Raw genomic sequence first — 17307 nt, 5'->3', positions numbered from 1 at the left:
AGCGTCACCCGGACCGGGGCGAGAAGCGCTGCCGGTACGAGGTGGGCGTGGTCGCGTAGGACGCGGAGAAGTTCTGCCGGAAGGTCGCGACGCTGCTGAAGCCGCAGGCGTCGGCGATGCGGGAGATCGGCCAGGTGGTGGTCTCCAGCAGGCGGCGCGCCTCGTCGAGGCGGCGCTTCAGGACCCAGCGGGCCGGGGTGGAGCCGGTCAGCTCGACGAACCGGCGGGTGAAGTTGCGCCGGCTCATGCGTGCGTGGGCGGCCAGGTCGTCGACCGAGAGCGGCTCGTCCAGGCGGCTCAGCGCCCAGTCGATGGTGGGTGCCAGGTCACCCACGCCGCCGGGCTCGGGCATCGGGCGGGTGACGTACTGGGCCTGGTCGCCCTCGCGGTGCGGCGCCACGACCAGCTGGCGTGCCACGGTGGCCGCGGCCTCCGACCCGAGACGCGTCCGGACGACGTGCAGGCAGGCGTCGATCGCCGACGCCGTGCCCGCCGAGGTCAGGACGTCCCCGTGGTCGAGGTACAGGGCGGCCGGGTTCACGCTCAGCCCGGGCCGCCGTGCCCGCAGGCGGTCGACCGCGCCCCAGTGCGTCACGACGTCCCGTCCGTCCGCCAGTCCGCTGTCGACCACAGGGAACGCACCCAGGCAGAGCCCCGCGACGCTGCTGCCGCGGTCGCGGGCGGCGCGGAGCCGGTCGACCAGGGCAGAGTCGGCGGGCGGGAGATCGGTCGGCCAGGACGGAAGGACGACGAGATCGGCCCCCTCGACCACCTCGGGGCCCGACACGTCCTCGATCCGGGGTCCCTCCGCGGTGCGGATCCCTTGGCCGTCCGCGGTCCAGACCACGGGGTCCCAGCCCTCCGCGAGCCCCTGGCGTCCGACCTCGCCGAAGACGAGCAGCGGCGCCGCGAGGTGGAACATGGTGATGCCGTCGAAGGCATGGACGACGATGCGCACGATCTGGCCCGATCTCATCGATAGATGGCTTTGGTGCCACTCACGGTACCCCGGCGAACCCGGCAGGCTTGATCCCGGAGCACCTGACCACACCACCTGCTGACCACCGCCTTGGAGACACCATGAACGCCCCGCGCCGCGCCCTGATCGTCATCGACGTCCAGAACGAGTACTTCGACGGAATCCTGCAGATCCAGGCGCCCTCGCGCGAGCAGAGCCTCGCCAACATCACCCAGGCCCTCGAGGTGGCCGCGTCCCAGGACGTGCCCGTCGTCGTGGTGCAGCACCAGACGCCCGAGGGTGCGCCCGTCTTCGCCGAGGGCAGCCACAGCTGGTCGCTGCACCCGGAGATCGAGGCGCTCGCCCAGCCGACCTGGAAGCGCGTCATCAAGCACAAGTCCAGCGTCTTCGCGGGCACGGACGTGGCCGCCTGGCTCGCCGACCAGGGCGTCGACACGATCAGCATCGTCGGCTACATGACGAACAACTGCGACCTCGGCACCGCCTTCGGCGCGGAGGAGTTGGGCCTGGAGGCCGAGATCCTCTCGGACGCGACCGGTGCGATCCACCTCGCCAACGAGGCCGGGAAGGTCTCCGCCGCAGACCTCCACGCCACGCTGCTGGTGCTTCTGCAGTCCAACCTCGCCGCCGTCGCGAGCACGGAGGAGTGGGCCACGGCGGTCGAGGCCGGCACCGCGCTGCCGAAGAGCGACCTCGGCACCTCGGCCATGCAGGGGCGCGCCGCCTTCGCGGGCTGAATGCCGTTGCGCCGGGTACTGCGGGACTTCTACCGAGGAGCGGTGGTGTCTGCCGTCGCGGCCCAGGACGCGAGGAGGCGGAGTCGCTCGGCCGACGGCGAGCCGGGCTCGGCGGTGTAGACGAGCAGCACGAGGCCGGGCTCGGCGGTGATGGCCAGCTCCTCGTAGGCGAACGTCAGCTCGCCGACGACCGGATGGTGGAAGCGCTTCGTGCCCGTGCCGTGGGTGCGGACGTTGTGGTCGGCCCACAGCTGCCGGAACGTCTCGCTCTGGGTGGAGAGCTCGCCGACGAGGTCCTGCAGCTCGCGGTCGTGCGGGTCGCGCCCCGCCTCGGCGCGCATGATGCCGACACACATCTCGGCGAACAGGTCCCAGTCCGGGTAGAAGTCGCGTGAGGCGGGATCGAGGAACTGGAATCGCGCGAGGTTCGGCGTGCGTCCGCCGTCGCCGATCACGGGGGAGTAGAACGCCCGGCCGAGGGTGTTGGTGGCGAGCAGGTTCTGGTGGGAGTCGCGGACGAAGGCGACGCCCTCGGTGATCGCCTCCAGCGCCCACTGCAGGCTCAGCCGCGACGCTGCCTTGCCGGGGGAGCGGCGCCGTGGCCTGCCCGAGGCGGGGATGCCGTCCGCGGCGCGGGCGAGGTCGTAGAGGTGGGTCCGCTCGGTCTCGTCGAGCTGCAGGGCCTTCGCGAGGGACTCCAGCACCCCGGACGAGGCGCCCGCGATGTGACCGCGCTCGAGCCGGGCGTAGTACTCGACGCTGAGCCCGGCGAGCGAGGCGACCTCGCTGCGGCGCAGGCCGGGCACGCGGCGGGTGCCGGTGGTCGGGAGGCCGACCTGGTCGGGGGTGATGCGGGCGCGCCGGGTGGTGAGGAACTCGCTCACCTCCCGCCGGGCGTCCTGACGGTGGTCCACGCCTTCGAGCGTACGGGCGTTCGGTGCCGGGTGCGGACCACGAGGGATGCCCTAGCAGTACACCCATGCGCAGTGGCTTCCTGCGCGCCGCCGACGCCGGTTCACTGGATCTCGTGGTGCCGTGCCGGCACCGCGGACGACGAGGACAGGAGCCATCGATGCGCCAGGTAGTCATGCACGCACCCGGAGACGTGAGGGTCGAGGACCGCGAGGACCCGACCATCATCGAGCCGACCGACGCCATCATCCGTCTGTCGGCGACCTGCATCTGCGGCAGCGACCTGTGGCCCTACCGCGGCGTCGAGCCGGTCGACCACCAGGTCATGGGGCACGAGTACGTCGGTGTGGTCGAGGAGATCGGCGCGGACGTGCGGACCGTCCAGGTCGGCGACTTCGTGGTCGGATCGTTCTGGGCCTCGGACAACACGTGTGAGATCTGCCGTGCGGGCTACCAGGCGTACTGCACGCACCGGGTGCTGATGGGGACCATCGGGACGCAGTCCGAGCTGGCCCGCATCCCGCTCGCGGACGGCACACTCGTCGCGACGCCCGGGATGCCCGAGCCGGACCTGATCCCGTCGCTGATGGCCGCCTCCGACGTGCTCGGCACCGGCTGGTTCGCAGCCGTCGCGGCCGAGGCCGGTCCGGGCAAGACGGTCGCGGTCGTCGGTGACGGCGCGGTCGGTCTCCTGGGCATCCTCGCCGCGCAGCAGCTCGGCGCCGAGCGCATCATCGCGTTCAGCCGGCACGCGGATCGCCAGGCCCTGGCGCGGGAGTTCGGCGCCACCGACATCGTCGAGGAGCGCGGGGACGCCGGCGTGGCCCGCGTCAAGAAGCTGACGGACGGCCTCGGCGCCCACTCGGTGATCGAGGCCGTCGGCACGCAGGAGGCGATGATGCAGGCCATCCACTCCGCGCGGCCCGGTGGCCACGTCGGCTTCGTCGGCGTCTCACACGACGTCGCCATTCCGGGTGACGAGCTGTTCATGGCGGGAGTCCACCTCCACGGTGGGCCCGCGCCCGTGCGCCAGTACCTCCCCGAGCTGATCCAGCTCATCTGGGACCGCAAGATCGAGCCCGGCAAGGTCTTCGACCTCACGCTGCCGCTCGAGAGTGCCGCCGAGGGCTACCGGGCCATGGACGAGCGGACCGCGACCAAGGTGCTGCTGACGCTGTGAGCATCGGCCTCGCCCACCGCGCGGCGGCCGTCATGGCGGTCGGCTGCCTCGCCGCGGCCACGACCGCGTGCGGCGCGGGGGAGACGGGCGACCCCGCTCCGTCGGCCTCCGAGCCATCGGCCGAGGCGACGGCGAGCGGCACCCCCACCACCGACCCGAGCGACCCGGAGGACGACATGCTCATCCGCATCACCATCGGCGAGGAGCGCTTCACCGCGACCCTCGAGGACAGTGCCGCGGCGGACGACCTGCTCGCGCAGCTGCCCGTCACGATCGACATGACCGATCACGGCGGGGTGGAGAAGACCGGTCCGCTGCCGTCGCCCTTGGCCCTGGACGGCCAGCCCGACGGGGCAGACCCGGACGTGGGCGACCTCGGGTACTACGCACCCGGCAACGACCTGGTCCTGTACTACGGCGACCAGTCGTACTTCCCCGGCATCGTCGTCCTGGGGCAGCTTGACGGAGACGCCGCGGCGCGGATCGCACGACTGGACGGCACGGTCACGGCCAGCGTCGAGGCGGGGTGAGCGGGATGGATCTGCAGGAGTTCCTCGCCCACGTCGGCCGCGGCGACCTCATCGAGGGCGGCTCGGAGGCGCCCCGCTTCATGCACCATGCCGCCCAGGACGCCTTCCGCGTCACCAGCCGACTCAACTCCGGCTACTGCACGCCCGACGAGGTGCGCGCCCTGCTGACCGAGCTCACCGGGCGGCCGGTGGACGGATCTGTCGCGCTCTTCCCGCCGTTCCACAGCGAGTTCGGCAAGAACCTGACTCTAGGCAAGGACGTCTTCATCAACCTCGGGTGCCGCTTCCAGGACACCGGCGGGATCACGATCGGGGACGGCACGCTCATCGGGCACGGCAGCACGCTGACCACCCTCAACCACGCCATCGATCCGGACCGACGCGCCGACATGTTGCCGGCCCCGATCGTCATCGGCCGGAAGGTGTGGCTCGGCGCCTCCGTGACGGTCGTCCCCGGCGTGACCATCGGTGACGGGGCCATCGTCGGCGCCGGCTCCGTCGTGACGAGGGACGTGCCGGCCAACGCGATCGTCGCGGGCGTCCCGGCGAGGGTGCTGCGCGAGACGGGGTTCGACGCCCAACCCGCCTGATCGGGACGTTCCGGTCAGCCCCACGCGTCCGGCCCGTCACAATGGGCGGGTGCTGCTCACGATCACCGCCACCCGGAGCGAGACGCTCGCCGATGCGAGCGACCTGGGCTACCTGCTGCACAAGCACCCCGACCGCGTGCAGACGTTCGACGTCTACGGCGGGACGGCGACGGTCCTGTACCCCGAGGTCTCGCCCGAGCGCTGCACCGTCGCGCTGGTGCTCGAGGTCGACCCCATCGGCCTGGTGCGCGGGCGACGCGGGCGGAACGAGGGGTTCTCGCTCGCGCAGTACGTGAACGACCGGCCGTACGCCGCGACGTCGCTGCTGTCGGTGGCGATGGGCAAGGTGTTCCGCAGCGCCCTGAACGGCCAGTGCAAGCCGCGGCCGGAGCTCGTCGACCAGCCGCTGGACCTGCGCATCGAGGTGCCGACCATGCCTGGCGGCGTCGACCTCGTGACCCGGATGTTCGAGCCGCTCGGCTGGACGGTCGCGGCGGAGCCGATCATGCTCGACCCCGAGATTCCTGCCTGGGGAGACTCCGACTTCTGCGCGGTCACGCTCACCGGGTCGTTCACCCTCAGCGAGGCGCTCAACCACCTCTACGTGCTGGTGCCCGTGCTCGACGGCGGGAAGCACTACTGGGTCAGCTCCGACGAGGTGGACAAGCTCGTGCGGGCCGGGACCGGCTGGCTGGCGACCCACCCCGAGCGCGAGCTGATCAGCCGCCGCTACCTGGCGCGCCAGCGGGACATGGTCGACGAGGTCCGTGAGCGCCTCGACGAGCTCGACGGGTCGACCGAGCCGACCGTGCCCACAGAAGAGGGCGAGCCGCCGCTCGTCCGGCTGCGGCACGACGCCGTGATCGAGCAGGTCGAGCGGCTCCGCCCGGGCTCGGTCCTGGACCTCGGCTGCGGTCAGGGCGCCCTGCTGCGCCGCCTGCTGGAGACCCAGGGGGTCGAGAGGGTGGTCGGCACCGAGGTGTCGGCGAGCTCCCTCGACGTCGCGTCCAAGCGCCTGCACGTGGACCGCATGACCGAGCGTCAGGCTGATCGACTCGACCTCTGGCTGTCGTCGCTGCAGTACCAGGACTCGCGACTGGTGGGCTTCGACCTGGCCGTGCTGATGGAGGTCGTCGAGCACGTCGACGAGGACCGGCTGCCGGCGGTCGTGGCGAACGTCTTCGGCTTCATGCGCCCCGGCTCGGTCGTCGTGACGACGCCCAACAGCGAGTACAACGCCCTCTACCCTGCGCTGGCCGCGGGCGGGTTCCGCCATGTCGACCACCGGTTCGAGTGGTCGCGCGGCGAGTTCGCGGCGTGGAGCGACGGCGTCGCCGCCCGCTACGGCTACACCGTCGAGTGCTCCGGCGTCGGCGCCGAGGATCCCGAGCGGGGCACCCCCACCCAGCTGGCCGTGTTCCGTCGCGCCGAGGAGGTGGCCGCATGAGCGTGCTCCAGGTGCCCGAGGTGTCGCTCGTCGTGCTGGTCGGCGCGAGTGGCGCGGGCAAGACGTCGTTCGCGGCGCGGCACTTCCTCCCGACCGAGGTCGTCTCCTCGGACGCCTGCCGTGCGCTGGTGTCCGACGACGAGAACGACCAGTCGGCGACGACCGACGCGTTCGACCTGCTCGAGTTCATCGTCGGCAAGCGCCTGTCGCGCGGCCTGCTGACCGTCGTGGACGCCACGAACGTGCAGCCGCACGCCCGCAGGAGCCTGATCGCGGTGGCCAAGGAGCACGACGTGCTGGCCACGGCTGTCGTGCTCGACGTGCCGCCGGCGGTGTCGGTCGCGCGGAACGCCGAGCGGCCCGACCGCACCTTCGGCGCGTCCGTCGTCAAGCGGCAGCACGACCAGCTGCGCCGGTCGCTCAAGTCGCTGCGGCGCGAGGGATTCCGGCACGTCCACGTGCTGTCGTCGGTCGAGGAGATCGAGGAGGCGACGTTCGAGCGCACCCGCCTGCACAACGACCTGCGCGACCTCACCGGACCGTTCGACGTCATCGGCGACGTCCACGGCTGCCGGGCCGAGCTCGAGCAGCTGCTCGACGACCTCGGCTACGCGATCACCCGTGACGACGCCGGGCGGCCCGTCGACGCCGCCGGCCCGGACGGGCGCCGTGCGATCTTCGTCGGCGACCTCGTCGACCGCGGCCCCGACTCACCGGGCGTGCTGCGCCGCGTCATGGGCATGGTCGCGGCCGGCCACGCCCTCTGCGTCGCAGGCAACCACGAGGCGAAGCTGTCGAACGCGCTGTCCGGCCGCAAGGTCACCGTCAGCCACGGCCTCGAGACGACCCTCGCCCAGCTGGAGGCCGAGACCGACGAGTTCCGCGGCGACGTCGCTCGATTCCTCGACGGCCTCATCGCTCACTACGTGCTGGACGGCGGCCGCCTCGTGGTGGCGCACGCGGGCCTCAAGGAGAGCTACCACGGCCGTGCGTCGGGCCGCGTCCGTGCGTTCGCGCTCTACGGGGACACCAGCGGCGAGACCGACGAGTTCGGCCTCCCGGTGCGCTACCCGTGGGCCGAGGACTACCGCGGTCAGGCGATGGTGCTTTACGGCCACACGCCGACGCCCACGCCGGAGTGGGTCAACAACACGATGTGCCTCGACACCGGCTGCGTCTTCGGTGGCTCGCTGACCGCACTGCGCTACCCCGAGCGCGAGGTCGTCCAGGTCGTCGCGGCCGAGACCTACTACGAGCCGGTCCGGCCCCTCGCGCCGCCGGAGCGGGAGCCCGACACGCTGCGCCTCGACGACGTGCTCGGTCCGCGCATCATCGAGACCTCGACCATGGGTCGGATCTCGCTGCGCGAGGAGAACGCCGCCGGCGCGCTCGAGGTGATGAGCCGCTTCGCGGTCGACCCGAGCCGTCTCGTCTACCTCCCGCCGACCATGTCGCCGAGCGACACCTCAGTGCTCGAGGACCACCTGGAGCACCCCGAGCAGGCGTTCACGCACTTCGCGCGGACGGGCGCCGGCCAGGTGATCTGCGAGGAGAAGCACATGGGCTCGCGCGCCGTGGTGGTCGTCGACCGCGACGGCGGAGGCGTGGTGCACACGCGCACCGGGCGCGCGTTCTTCGACGCCGCGACCGAGCGCGCCGTCCTCGACCGGGTCGCCTCGGCCGTCGCCTCAGCGAAGCTCTGGGACGAGCTGGGGACGTCATCGCTGGTGCTCGACGCCGAGATCATGCCGTGGTCGACGAAGGCGGGTGCGCTCATCCGCGAGCAGTACGCCGCTGTCGGCGCCGCGGCACGCGCGGGCCTGGCCGGCACGCTCGACGTCCTCGGCGCGGCTGCCGCGAGAGGTCTCGACGTCGGCGACCTCGCCGATCGCACGAGCCGTCGGCGTGACGACGCAGACGCCTACACCGCCGCCTACCGCCGGTACGTCTGGGAGGTCGACGGCCTCGACGGGCTCCGGATCGCGCCGTTCCAGGTGCTGGCGAGCGACTCGGAGACCTTCGAGACCCGCGACCACCTGTGGCACCTCGCGATCGCCGACCGGCTGGCCGAGAGCGACGGCGACCTCTTCACGACGACCGGCCGACTGGTCGTCGACCCCGCCGACGAGGCCTCGGTGGGTGCGGGTGTCGAGTGGTGGAACGACCTCACCGGCGCGGGCGGCGAGGGCATGGTCGTGAAGCCGCTCGCCAACCTCACCCGCGGACCCAAGGGCCTCGTCCAGCCCGGGGTGAAGGTCCGAGGCCGTGAGTACCTGCGCATCATCTACGGCCTCGACTACACCGAGCCGGAGAACCTCGCGCGCCTCCGCGACCGCAACCTCGGCCACAAGCGCTCGATGGCCCTGCGGGAGTACGCCCTCGGACTCGAGGCGCTCAGGCGCCACGTCAACGGCGAGCCCACGTGGCGAGTCCACGAGTGCGTCTTCGCGGTGCTCGCGATGGAGTCCGAGCCGGTCGACCCGCGTCTGTAGCGGTTCATCGTCGCTACGTGCGCTGTCCCTTGACGCGACCCCCTCTTCGGTAGGTCACTGGGGAGGAGACCCCGGGCGAAGGTGGAGGGCGCGATGGAAGCGGGCAATCGGGACACGACGGTCCACGAGACGAACCTGCCGCAGGCGGAGTCCTGGGACGGGCCCGGTGGCGAGTACTGGGCGGCGCACGCCGACCGGTTCGACCGTGCCGTGGCGGACTACCAGGAGCGCTTCGAAGCAACCGTCGCGGTCCGTCGTGGCGAGCGCGTGCTCGACGTCGGCTGCGGGGGCGGGCTAACCACACGCCGCGCCGCTCGCGCGTCCGTCAACGGCGAGGCGCTCGGGGTGGACCTCTCGAGCCAGCTGCTCGACGTCGCCCGCGCCCGGGCCGAGGACGAGGGGCTCGACAACGTGCGCTTCCTCCGTGCCGATGCGCAGGTGCACCCGTTCGAGCCGGGCCACCACGACGTCGTCGTCTCCCGCACCGGCGCCATGTTCTTCGGGGACCCGGTCGCGGCGTTCGCCAACCTCCGTCGCGCCACGAGACCCGGTGGCCGGATGGTGCTGATGACGTGGCAGCCGCCCGACCGCAACGAGTGGATCCGCGGCACCCTCGGCGTGCTGGGCGGGCCCCCGGGACCGACCGCCGACCTCGACGCTCCCGGCATGTTCTCGCTGTCCCGGCCCGAGCGGATCCGCGAGGTGCTCGAGGCGGCGGGGTGGACGCACGTGGAGGTGGACGGCCTCGAGGGGCAGGAGTGGTTCGGGGCCGACGTCGACGACGCCCTCGGCTTCCTGCGAGGGCTGTTCGCGTGGCTCCTCGACGAGCTGCCCGACGATGAGCGCGACGCCGCGGTCGAGCGGCTCCGCGAGAGCCTGGCGGCGCACGCCGGTCCCGGAGGGGTTCAGTTCGCGTCGGCCGTCTGGCTGGTCAGCGCACGCAAGGAGACCGACGATGAACGATGACGCACCCACCTTCCGCGACGTGGACTCGTCCTCCGAGCAGGGAAGGGCGGCCGCGCTGATGGCCCTCGACCTCCAGGCGCAGCTGCCGCCGATCCAGCGGCTCCACGCGTGGATGATCGAGCACCTGGACCCGCTCCCGGGGATGCACGTCCTGGACGTGGGCTGCGGCACCGGCGAGGACGTCCGCGGCCTTGCGGTCCTGGTCGCTCCGACCGGCTCGGCCACTGGTGTCGACCCGAGCGAGACCATGCTGGCCGAGGCCCGGCGGCGCGGCGAGGCAGCGCGCAACCCCACACGGTTCGTGCAGGGGACGGCCGAGGAGCTCCCGGCCGAAGACGGCTCCCTCGACCTGGTGCGTTGCGAGCGCGTGCTGCAGCACCTCGCCGACCCGGCCGTGGCGGTCGGGGAGATGGCCCGCGTCCTCCGTCCCGGCGGCCGGGGCGGCCTGATCGACACCGACTGGCGCACGCTCGCGACCTGGCCCGGGGACCCGTACCTGGCCGCGGCCTGGCTCGAGGACTGGGCGGGGGTCCCGTCGCCGGCGGCCGGTGCCCAGCTGCTCGACCTCGTCCGGCGTCACGGGTTCGTCGACGCCCGCCTCACCACCGACACCTTCATGCTGCGCCCGCGTGCCCTCGACCAGCCACCGGTGTCCATCGTCCTCGAGCTCGCAGCTCGTCGTGCGGCCGCCGCAGGGGAGGAGGCCGCGTGGAGGCAGGCACTCGAGGAGAGCGCGGCGGAGGGAGCGTTCGTCTTCGCCGTCACGCTCTACGCCGTGGTCGCAACGCGCAGGTAGTCCTGCTCAGGTCGCGGCCACGGCCGCACGAAGGGCGTCGAGCGTGCGCTCGACGTCGGTATCGGTCGTCGACCAGTTGCTGACGGAGATGCGCAGCACCGCCCGGTCGTGCCACACCGAGCCCGTGGTCCAGGCGGTGCCGTCCTCCAGCATCAGGCGGACGACGTCGCGGGTGCGGTCGTCGTCGCCGAAGGCGGCGCAGACCTGCGTGAACACCACGTCGTTGAGGACCTCGGCGGACTCGATGCCGGCGATGCCGTCCGCGAACGCTCGGGCGTGCCCGGCCATGCGGTCGACCAGCTCGGCGACACCACGGCGTCCGAGCGACCGCAGCACGGCCCACACGGTGAACGCGCGGCCCCGGCGGGACAGCTCGGGGACCTTCTCGAACGGGTCGCCGGCAGCGTCCTGGATCAGGTAGTCGCCGTGCATCGACATCGCCGCTCGCAACGCGGCGGGGTCGCGCACGATCGCCAGTCCGCAGTCGTAGGGCACGTTCAGCGTCTTGTGCGCGTCGGTCGCCCAGGAGTCGGCGGCCTCGTAACCGTGGACGAGGTGCCGGAACGACGGGCTGGCACCCGCGAAGAGTCCGAACGCTCCGTCGATGTGCACCCACGCGCCGTGCTCGTGCGCCACCGTGATGGCCTCGTCGAACGGGTCGAACGCACCCGAGTGGATGTTCCCCGCCTGGAGGACCACCATCGCCGGCTGCTCGTCGTCGCCCTCGTCGAGCATCGTTCCGAGCGCCTCGGCCAACAGTCGTCCCTCGGCATCCACCGGCACGAGCTCGGGCGCGCCCAGGCCGAGGTACCGGAGCGCCAGATCGACCGAGCCGTGTCCTTCGGCACCGGCCAGCACGCGCACGCCCGGTGAGCCGGCCAGTCCGCGGGTGCCGACATCCCAGCCCGCGCGGGTGAGCACGGCGTCGCGGCCCGCTGCCAGGCACGTGAAGTTTGCCGTGGTGCCACCGGTCACGAAGCCGACCGCGCCGTCCGCGGGCAGGCCGAGGAGGTCGAGGACCCACGCCTCGGCGATGTCGTCGGCAGCGGTGGCCGCCGGGGTGACCGTGCGCATCCCCGAGTTCTGGTCCCACGCGGACGTCAGCCAGTCGGCTGCCATCGCCGCCGGGTGGGTGCCGCCGATGACGAAGCCGAAGAACCGGCCCGAGGGCATCGCGGTCAGTCCCGGCTCCGCCGCCCGGGCCAGCAGGTCGACGACCTCGACAGGATCGGTCGGTCCCTCGGGGAGGTCGGCGCCGAGAGCCGCGATCACGTCGGCCACCGAGGCGGCCGGCGGGACGGGGCGGTCGGGCAGGGTCGCCAGCCAGCTCAGGGCGTGCTGGTGAGCACGGGCGAGGGCTTCCGATGCGTCCGGCGGCCGGTCCATCTCGTCAGGATGACCCACCGACGAGGGGGAGTCCATAGCCCGCGGACGCCGCCGTCACTCGGGGAGCGTGGGCCTCGAGAAGCGGATCTCCTCGATGTCGAGCCTGGCCTGGACCTGACGCAGCACGATGTCGTCGATGCGCCGTTCGTCGCGCAGCTGCACGAGGGCCTCGCGCCGACGGGCGAGGAGGGCGAGCGACAGGCTCGTGTACTGGTCGTGGTGCTCCACCAGCGGGTCGCCGTCGGCCCCGGTCGCCTCCACGAGCCGTCGCTGCTTGTCGAGCTCGTGGCGGACCCGCGTCGTCACGATCTCGCCGACACCGAGCTCGGTGGCCGTGTCGTCGATCGCCTCGATCGCGGCGTCGAGGGTGAGGACCTCGGCGAGCTGGATCTCCTCGTCGACCGAGGTGTCGCTGGGCAGTCGGGCGAACCGAACGATCGCCGGCAGGAGCAGCGCCTGGAGCAGGCTCAGCATGATCACGCCGCAGGCGATGAGCACGATGAGGTCCCGGTCGGGGAAGGGCGCTCCCGAGTCGACGGTGCGCGGCACGGCGAGGATCGCCGCGAGGGACACCGCGCCCCGGAAGCCGGCCGTCGCCGTGACGGTGCGCTGACGAGCGCTCACGCGACGCTCCCGCTGGACCGGGCGCCGGTCGACGGCGCGGATCAGGTAGGGCGTCGTGTAGGTCCACACCCACCGCACGCCGATCACGACGGCGGCCACCAGCAGGGTGTCCAGCAGTGCCCGCGCCATGGTCGTGCTGGAGAGGGCGCGGAAAGCGGACTGCGCCTCGAGACCGATCAGCACGAACAGCGCGCTGCTCAGCATCGTGGTGGAGAGCGACCAGAACGGGACCACGAGGTGTCGGGTGGCCGCGCCGGTGATGCGCGGGGCGACCTGACTCAGGAAGAGGCCGCAGGCGACGACGGCCAGCACGCCGGACGCCTCGATTGCCTCAGCCGCCAGGAACGCGGCGAACGGGGTCACGAAGATCGCGATGCCCTCGAGCATCGGGTCGTTCATCCGGCGGCGGATCTGCCAGCTGAGCAGCCCGACCAGCGCACCCGCGATGAGGCCGCCGCCGTACGAGAGCACGACGAGCCAGGTGACGTGCCACCCGGTGAGGACCTCCTCGCCCACGGTGACGCCCACCGCGAGCCCGTAGATGACCAGGGCGGTGCCGTCGTTGATGAGGCTCTCGGCGCGCAGGGTCGTGACCGTGCGGCGAGGGAGGTGGCGGGCCAGGACGCCGACCGCGGTCGCGTCGGTGGGCGCCAGCGCCGCGCCGAGCACCCACGCCGGGCCCCACGACATGCCGAGCACGTGGTGGGCGGTCGTCGCGACGGCGCCGGCCGTGGCGACCACCAGGACGGTGCTCGTGAGGACCACGACGCGCAGGTTGTTGCGGATCTCGCGCAGCGACGTCGTCAGGCTCTCCCAGAAGAGCAGCGCGGGCAGGAACACCAAGAGGATGACCTCGGGTGGCAGGTGCGCCGCGCGCAGGCTCGGCGCGAACCCGATGAGCACGCCCGCGACGACCAGCAGGATGGCGGGGGCGATCGGGTAGCGGCTGGCGAGCGCGCCGCACGCCACGATCGCGATTCCCAGCAGGACGACCATCTCGAGTCCGAGCACGGGTCAATCCTGACGCACGCCCCGTCAGGAGCCGCCGAAGGGACGCGACGGGTAGCCCGTGTCGAAGTGCATGTAGTCAGGCACGTCGATGTTCTGCCAGATCCAGCCCTCGCGGTCGAACAGCCGCCACACGAGATCGTTCTCGAGGATCTTGCCGGGCCCCGGGGTGCGCTCGGCGTGGCGGGCCGGGGGCGTCCAGCAGTCGCAGCGCAGGTCCATCCACGGATTCTCGAGCGGATTGATGTCGATGGCGCGCCCGTTCGCGTGGGGCGAGTCCTTGAACGGCGCGTTGATCTGGTCGGCGCGGCGGCAGTTGAAGGCGGAGGTGTTGTCCGCCGCCAGACTCTTCGCGACGTCGCCGCCGTAGGCCTCGACGCCCCTCATCTTGCGGATCGGGAACTCCTCGGCGAAGAGGTGGTCGAAGATCCGCTGGATGCTTCGCGCCACGTCGGCGTTGACGATGACGTGACCGCGGCGCGTGCGGCCCTCGAAGTCGATGAAGTTCAGGTCGACGCGGCTCAGCTGCTCACGGCGCTGGATCGGGCACTCCGGACGAACCATGCCGGCCTCGACGATCGCGTCCCACTGGGCCGGGGGAACCTCGCGGATCCGCGAGGCGGGCGGGGGAGCGGGCGTCGTGGCGGTGGGCGACGGCGTGGGCGTCGTGGCCGTCGGGGTCGCGCTGGCGCTGCTGGGAGTGGCCGCGGGCTCGTCGTCCTGCCCGCCACTGCAGCCAGCGAGCAGGGCCAGTGTCATGACGACGGTCGTCACGCGGAGGAGGTGTGGCATCGCGAATCGGCTCCCGTCGGGTCTGGACTGCACCCCCGAGAGTCTGTCAGGCGAACAGTCCTCGGTAGTGGTCGGACTGCCCGGGGTGGTAGTCGTCGAAGTTGATTCCCTCGGCGTCGTTGCCGGTCTCCGCCGCGACGAGGCGGTCGAGGTAGTACTCCCAGCCGGGGCCGACGTTGGCCGCCAGCTCCGGGTCTGTCATGGACTGGCTGAACGTCAGGGTGGTCGTGCCCGCGTCCTCGCTCAGCTCCAGCAGCAGGTCGAAGGTCTCCGTGTCGCCGGCGGGGGAGGAGACCTCGAGCAGGTGCGGTGGCTCGCAGCGGTGAATCGTGAAGGTCTCGTCCTGGACGTCGTCGCCCTCGGCGTTCATGCGGAACTCGACCGAGCCGGACGAGGGGTCACCGCTCCACGTGCCGATCCACCGGGCCAGCCGGTCGCTCTCGGTGACCGCCGACCACACGGCCTCGATGGGGGCTCGGAAGGTGCGGGTGAGCACGATGCCGTCGTTGCCGTGGCGGGTCTCGCGGCGTCCGGTGGGGTCGGGGGTCATGCGGTCTCCTCGGAGGAAGCGGGCGCCGCGGCGCCCTGGTGGTCCCTGACGGTGCGTCGGACCTCGAGATCCAGACCGTCGAGCACGGATTCGCTGAAGCGTGGCTGCTGGGTGAGCTCGTGCAGCAGGTCGCGTACGGGGGCAAGACCCTCGTCGACGAGGGTGTAGTGGCGCTCCCGCCCGTGGTCCTCCGCGGAGACCAGACCGGCCTCGACCAGCACCTTGAGGTGCTTGCTCACGGCCGGGCGACTGATCGGGTGCTCGGCCGCGAGGTCCACCACGCGCGCCGGCCCCCGGCTGAGCCGGCGCAGCAGCGCCCGGCGCACCGGGTCGGCGAGAGCGGTGAACGGATCCACGGTTCATTGGTAACGCAGTGGTTACCTGAATGTCAACGGTGTCCGTGCCGCGCGACTCGCGCCGGGTCGCATCTTGTGGCGATTGAGCCCAGATATGGGCCGAACCGGCACATCATCCGCGGGGCGGGAGGCGCTCGCCGCGCCAGGGCGGGTCGGCGCCGGGGCGCGAGACCGTGATGGCAGCGGCGGCGACGGCAGCTTTCCCGAGCTCGCGGAGCTCCTCGGCGGTGAACGCGGTCCGATCGGTCCAGCCGCGGAGCAACAGCTCGGTGAGCAGGGTGCCCATCCACGTGTCGCCCGCGCCGATGGTGTCGGCAACCTCGACCTGGGGGACCTGCACCTCGACCTCCGTGTCACCGGAGCGGAGCACCGCCGACTCACCGCCTCGGGTGAGGGCGGCCAGCACGGGACCGTGCGTGGCAAGCTCCCGGAGCACCGACAGCGGATCGCCGTGACCGTCGGCGAGCACCTCCGCGTCCTCGTCACTGAGCTTCACGAAGCGGCTGAGCCGGGCCAGGTCGAAGACCCGCTGCCGGAGCACCGGTATGGAGGGGGCGAGCGCGGGCCGGACGTTCGGGTCGAAGCCGACTGGCTGGCCGCTGGCGTGCGCGCGGCGCACCAGGTCGGCGACGGCGTCGGCACCCGGCGCCATCCACGCACCGATCGAGCCGACGTGGACGAGGTCGAAGTCCGCCGGGTCGGGCAGCGACTCGGGGTCCCAGTGCAGGTCGAACTCGTACGTCGCCGCGCCGCCTTCATCGAGCGTGGCGGTGGCCGAGGCGGTCGGCACCGACGACCCGGTGCCGTCCAGCGTCACGCCGCTGCGCTCGAGGTGGGCTCGGACGAGGGAGCCGAAGTGGTCGTCGCCCACCTGCGCGGCCAGCGTGGTGTCGATGCCCTGGCGCGCCATCGTCACCGCGACGTTGAGGGGCGAGCCGCCCGGGTGCTCGGCGACGCTGCCGTCGGGCTTGCGGGTGACGTCCACCAGTGCCTCGCCGACGACGAGGGCGCGGGGAGCTCGTGCGGCGCTCACCGCGGTTGGAAGAGCTCGACGAGGTTGCCGTCCGGGTCCGCGACGAGGACCTGCTGCCCACCCGGACCGCTGACGATGTCCGTGGTCGGCTCGACGCCACCCGCACGGAGCCGGTCGACCTCGGAGGCCAGGTCGTCGACGACCACGTGGATGCGGTTGCGGCCCGGGACGTCGAGGTCGGCGGGTGTGGCGCGAGCGCCCGAGCTGCCCGGGCCGGACAGCAGGACCCGCAGCGAGCCCCGGGTCACGTCGGCGAACGGTGGTGCCGGATGGGCGCGCAGCGTGAACCCGAGCCGGTTCACGTAGAAGTCGATGGACGCCTGCACGTCCTGCACGATGTAGCGGACGCTGCCGTAGGTTTCGTCACCGCTCATGGGAGTACCTCCGGTCGCCCAGCCTAGGCACCCGAGGGTTCAGGTGCTCGGCTGCGCGGAGGGCTGGCGGGTCATCGGGATGTGGTCGATGCCGGCCTCCGTGTAGTGGGGCCCGGAGGTGACGAAGCCGAAGGTGCCGTACCAGTCCTCGAGGTAGGCCTGGGCGCCGATGCGGATCTCCTGGTCGCCCCAGCGGCTGAGGACCTCACGGATGAGGGCTCCCGACAGGCCCTGTCCGCGGGCCTCCTTGAGCGTGGCCACGCGCCCGACCTTCCGGACGCCGCCGGCGACGTAGGTGCGCAGGTACGACTGCACGATGCCGTTGTCGTCGGCGATCCAGAGGTGGACGCAGTCGTCGGCCAGGTCGACGCCGTCGACATCGGGCTCGTCGCACTGCTGCTCCACGGCGAACACCACGTCGCGGATGCGCCAGATCTCGTAGACCTCGCGGCCGCTGAGGTCCGGGCCGCTCCGGGCGGTGATGGTGGGGGTCGTCACGGGTCGACGATATCCGGCGCAGCGTGGTCTCGATACGCCGCTCGCTGCGCTCGCGTG

At 72.1% G+C, this 17307-nt stretch carries 18 protein-coding genes; 8 read left to right on the top strand and 10 right to left on the bottom strand.

Features of this window, described 5'->3' with window-relative positions:
• Positions 1 to 4: 4 nt before the first annotated feature.
• The gene (locus tag H1W00_RS12105; protein WP_194956263.1) at positions 5 to 976 is read right to left on the bottom strand and encodes a GlxA family transcriptional regulator; all 972 of its coding nucleotides are present in this window, start codon (positions 974 to 976) and stop codon (positions 5 to 7) included.
• A gap of 104 nt (positions 977 to 1080) precedes the next feature.
• Between H1W00_RS12105 and H1W00_RS12100 the strand changes: the two genes are divergently transcribed.
• The gene (locus H1W00_RS12100; protein WP_181755923.1) at positions 1081 to 1716 is read left to right on the top strand and encodes an isochorismatase family protein; all 636 of its coding nucleotides are present in this window, start codon (positions 1081 to 1083) and stop codon (positions 1714 to 1716) included.
• 29 nt (positions 1717 to 1745) lie between these two features.
• On the opposite strand, the gene H1W00_RS12095 is transcribed toward H1W00_RS12100, so the two are convergent.
• Positions 1746 to 2630, bottom strand: a complete 885-nt coding sequence (locus tag H1W00_RS12095) for a helix-turn-helix domain-containing protein (protein WP_338072894.1) — start codon at positions 2628 to 2630, stop codon at positions 1746 to 1748.
• A gap of 158 nt (positions 2631 to 2788) precedes the next feature.
• Here H1W00_RS12095 and H1W00_RS12090 point away from each other — a divergent pair, with 158 nt between their 5' ends.
• The 7 genes from H1W00_RS12090 (at position 2789) to H1W00_RS12060 (ending at position 10629) form a co-directional block, all read left to right on the top strand.
• Positions 2789 to 3808 (top strand): zinc-dependent alcohol dehydrogenase family protein, encoded by a 1020-nt coding sequence (locus H1W00_RS12090; RefSeq protein ID WP_181755922.1) that lies wholly within the window; start codon positions 2789 to 2791, stop codon positions 3806 to 3808.
• Positions 3805 to 4338 (top strand): cyclophilin-like fold protein, encoded by a 534-nt coding sequence (locus H1W00_RS12085; protein WP_338072893.1) that lies wholly within the window; start codon positions 3805 to 3807, stop codon positions 4336 to 4338. The genes H1W00_RS12090 and H1W00_RS12085 overlap by 4 nt, the downstream gene beginning before the upstream one ends.
• Before the next feature lie 5 nt (positions 4339 to 4343).
• On the top strand, positions 4344 to 4928 hold the full coding sequence (locus H1W00_RS12080) for a sugar O-acetyltransferase (RefSeq protein ID WP_181755921.1): 585 nt from the start codon (positions 4344 to 4346) through the stop codon (positions 4926 to 4928).
• Positions 4929 to 4977: 49 nt separating this feature from the next.
• Positions 4978 to 6375 (top strand): 3' terminal RNA ribose 2'-O-methyltransferase Hen1, encoded by a 1398-nt coding sequence (locus H1W00_RS12075; RefSeq protein WP_181755920.1) that lies wholly within the window; start codon positions 4978 to 4980, stop codon positions 6373 to 6375.
• Positions 6372 to 8867: a polynucleotide kinase-phosphatase gene (locus tag H1W00_RS12070; RefSeq protein ID WP_181755919.1), complete on the top strand. Its 2496-nt coding sequence runs from the start codon at positions 6372 to 6374 to the stop codon at positions 8865 to 8867. Before H1W00_RS12075 ends, H1W00_RS12070 begins: the two co-directional genes overlap by 4 nt.
• A gap of 93 nt (positions 8868 to 8960) precedes the next feature.
• Positions 8961 to 9833, top strand: coding sequence for a class I SAM-dependent methyltransferase (locus H1W00_RS12065; protein WP_181755918.1), 873 nt, complete (start codon positions 8961 to 8963; stop codon positions 9831 to 9833).
• Positions 9823 to 10629 (top strand): methyltransferase domain-containing protein, encoded by an 807-nt coding sequence (locus tag H1W00_RS12060; RefSeq protein ID WP_181755917.1) that lies wholly within the window; start codon positions 9823 to 9825, stop codon positions 10627 to 10629. Before H1W00_RS12065 ends, H1W00_RS12060 begins: the two co-directional genes overlap by 11 nt.
• Before the next feature lie 6 nt (positions 10630 to 10635).
• Here the strand turns inward: H1W00_RS12060 and H1W00_RS12055 are convergent, their stop codons facing one another.
• The 8 genes from H1W00_RS12055 to H1W00_RS16615 form a co-directional block, all read right to left on the bottom strand.
• On the bottom strand, positions 10636 to 12015 hold the full coding sequence (locus tag H1W00_RS12055; protein WP_181755916.1) for a pyridoxal phosphate-dependent decarboxylase family protein: 1380 nt from the start codon (positions 12013 to 12015) through the stop codon (positions 10636 to 10638).
• A 54-nt stretch (positions 12016 to 12069) separates the two neighbouring features.
• Entirely contained in the window at positions 12070 to 13650 is a 1581-nt protein-coding gene (locus H1W00_RS12050; protein WP_181755915.1) for a Na+/H+ antiporter, read from the bottom strand.
• Between the two features lie 24 nt (positions 13651 to 13674).
• Positions 13675 to 14421, bottom strand: coding sequence for a M15 family metallopeptidase (locus tag H1W00_RS12045; protein WP_338072892.1), 747 nt, complete (start codon positions 14419 to 14421; stop codon positions 13675 to 13677).
• A gap of 64 nt (positions 14422 to 14485) precedes the next feature.
• Positions 14486 to 14989, bottom strand: a complete 504-nt coding sequence (locus H1W00_RS12040; protein WP_181755914.1) for an SRPBCC family protein — start codon at positions 14987 to 14989, stop codon at positions 14486 to 14488.
• The gene (locus H1W00_RS12035; RefSeq protein WP_181755913.1) at positions 14986 to 15345 is read right to left on the bottom strand and encodes a metalloregulator ArsR/SmtB family transcription factor; all 360 of its coding nucleotides are present in this window, start codon (positions 15343 to 15345) and stop codon (positions 14986 to 14988) included. The genes H1W00_RS12040 and H1W00_RS12035 overlap by 4 nt, the downstream gene beginning before the upstream one ends.
• A gap of 112 nt (positions 15346 to 15457) precedes the next feature.
• Positions 15458 to 16378, bottom strand: coding sequence for a PfkB family carbohydrate kinase (locus H1W00_RS12030; RefSeq protein ID WP_181755912.1), 921 nt, complete (start codon positions 16376 to 16378; stop codon positions 15458 to 15460).
• Positions 16375 to 16752 carry a VOC family protein gene (locus tag H1W00_RS12025; protein WP_181755911.1) on the bottom strand — a complete coding sequence of 126 codons (378 nt, stop codon included), beginning with the start codon at positions 16750 to 16752 and terminating at the stop codon, positions 16375 to 16377. Before H1W00_RS12025 ends, H1W00_RS12030 begins: the two co-directional genes overlap by 4 nt.
• A 39-nt stretch (positions 16753 to 16791) precedes the next feature.
• A complete protein-coding gene (locus H1W00_RS16615) occupies positions 16792 to 17250 on the bottom strand; it encodes a GNAT family N-acetyltransferase (protein WP_206680019.1) in 459 nt (152 codons plus the stop codon).
• Positions 17251 to 17307: the final 57 nt, after the last annotated feature.

The organism is Aeromicrobium phoceense, from assembly GCF_013868155.1.
GTDB classification, from domain to species: domain Bacteria; phylum Actinomycetota; class Actinomycetes; order Propionibacteriales; family Nocardioidaceae; genus Aeromicrobium; species Aeromicrobium phoceense.
The sequence above is the reverse complement of the archived record's forward strand: the minus strand, read 5'-3'. Positions and strand labels throughout refer to the sequence as shown.

Excerpts from the sequence above, each read along its gene's own strand:
- H1W00_RS12105 (WP_194956263.1), bottom strand. The coding sequence starts at position 976 with ATGAGATCGGGCCAGATCGTGCGCATCGTCGTCCATGCCTTCGACGGC.
- H1W00_RS12100 (WP_181755923.1), top strand. The coding sequence starts at position 1,081 with ATGAACGCCCCGCGCCGCGCCCTGATCGTCATCGACGTCCAGAACGAG.
- H1W00_RS12090 (WP_181755922.1), top strand. The coding sequence starts at position 2,789 with ATGCGCCAGGTAGTCATGCACGCACCCGGAGACGTGAGGGTCGAGGAC.
- H1W00_RS12080 (WP_181755921.1), top strand. The coding sequence starts at position 4,344 with ATGGATCTGCAGGAGTTCCTCGCCCACGTCGGCCGCGGCGACCTCATC.
- H1W00_RS12070 (WP_181755919.1), top strand. The coding sequence starts at position 6,372 with ATGAGCGTGCTCCAGGTGCCCGAGGTGTCGCTCGTCGTGCTGGTCGGC.
- H1W00_RS12065 (WP_181755918.1), top strand. The coding sequence starts at position 8,961 with ATGGAAGCGGGCAATCGGGACACGACGGTCCACGAGACGAACCTGCCG.
- H1W00_RS12060 (WP_181755917.1), top strand. The coding sequence starts at position 9,823 with ATGAACGATGACGCACCCACCTTCCGCGACGTGGACTCGTCCTCCGAG.
- H1W00_RS12055 (WP_181755916.1), bottom strand. The coding sequence starts at position 12,015 with ATGGACCGGCCGCCGGACGCATCGGAAGCCCTCGCCCGTGCTCACCAG.
- H1W00_RS12040 (WP_181755914.1), bottom strand. The coding sequence starts at position 14,989 with ATGACCCCCGACCCCACCGGACGCCGCGAGACCCGCCACGGCAACGAC.
- H1W00_RS12025 (WP_181755911.1), bottom strand. The coding sequence starts at position 16,752 with ATGAGCGGTGACGAAACCTACGGCAGCGTCCGCTACATCGTGCAGGAC.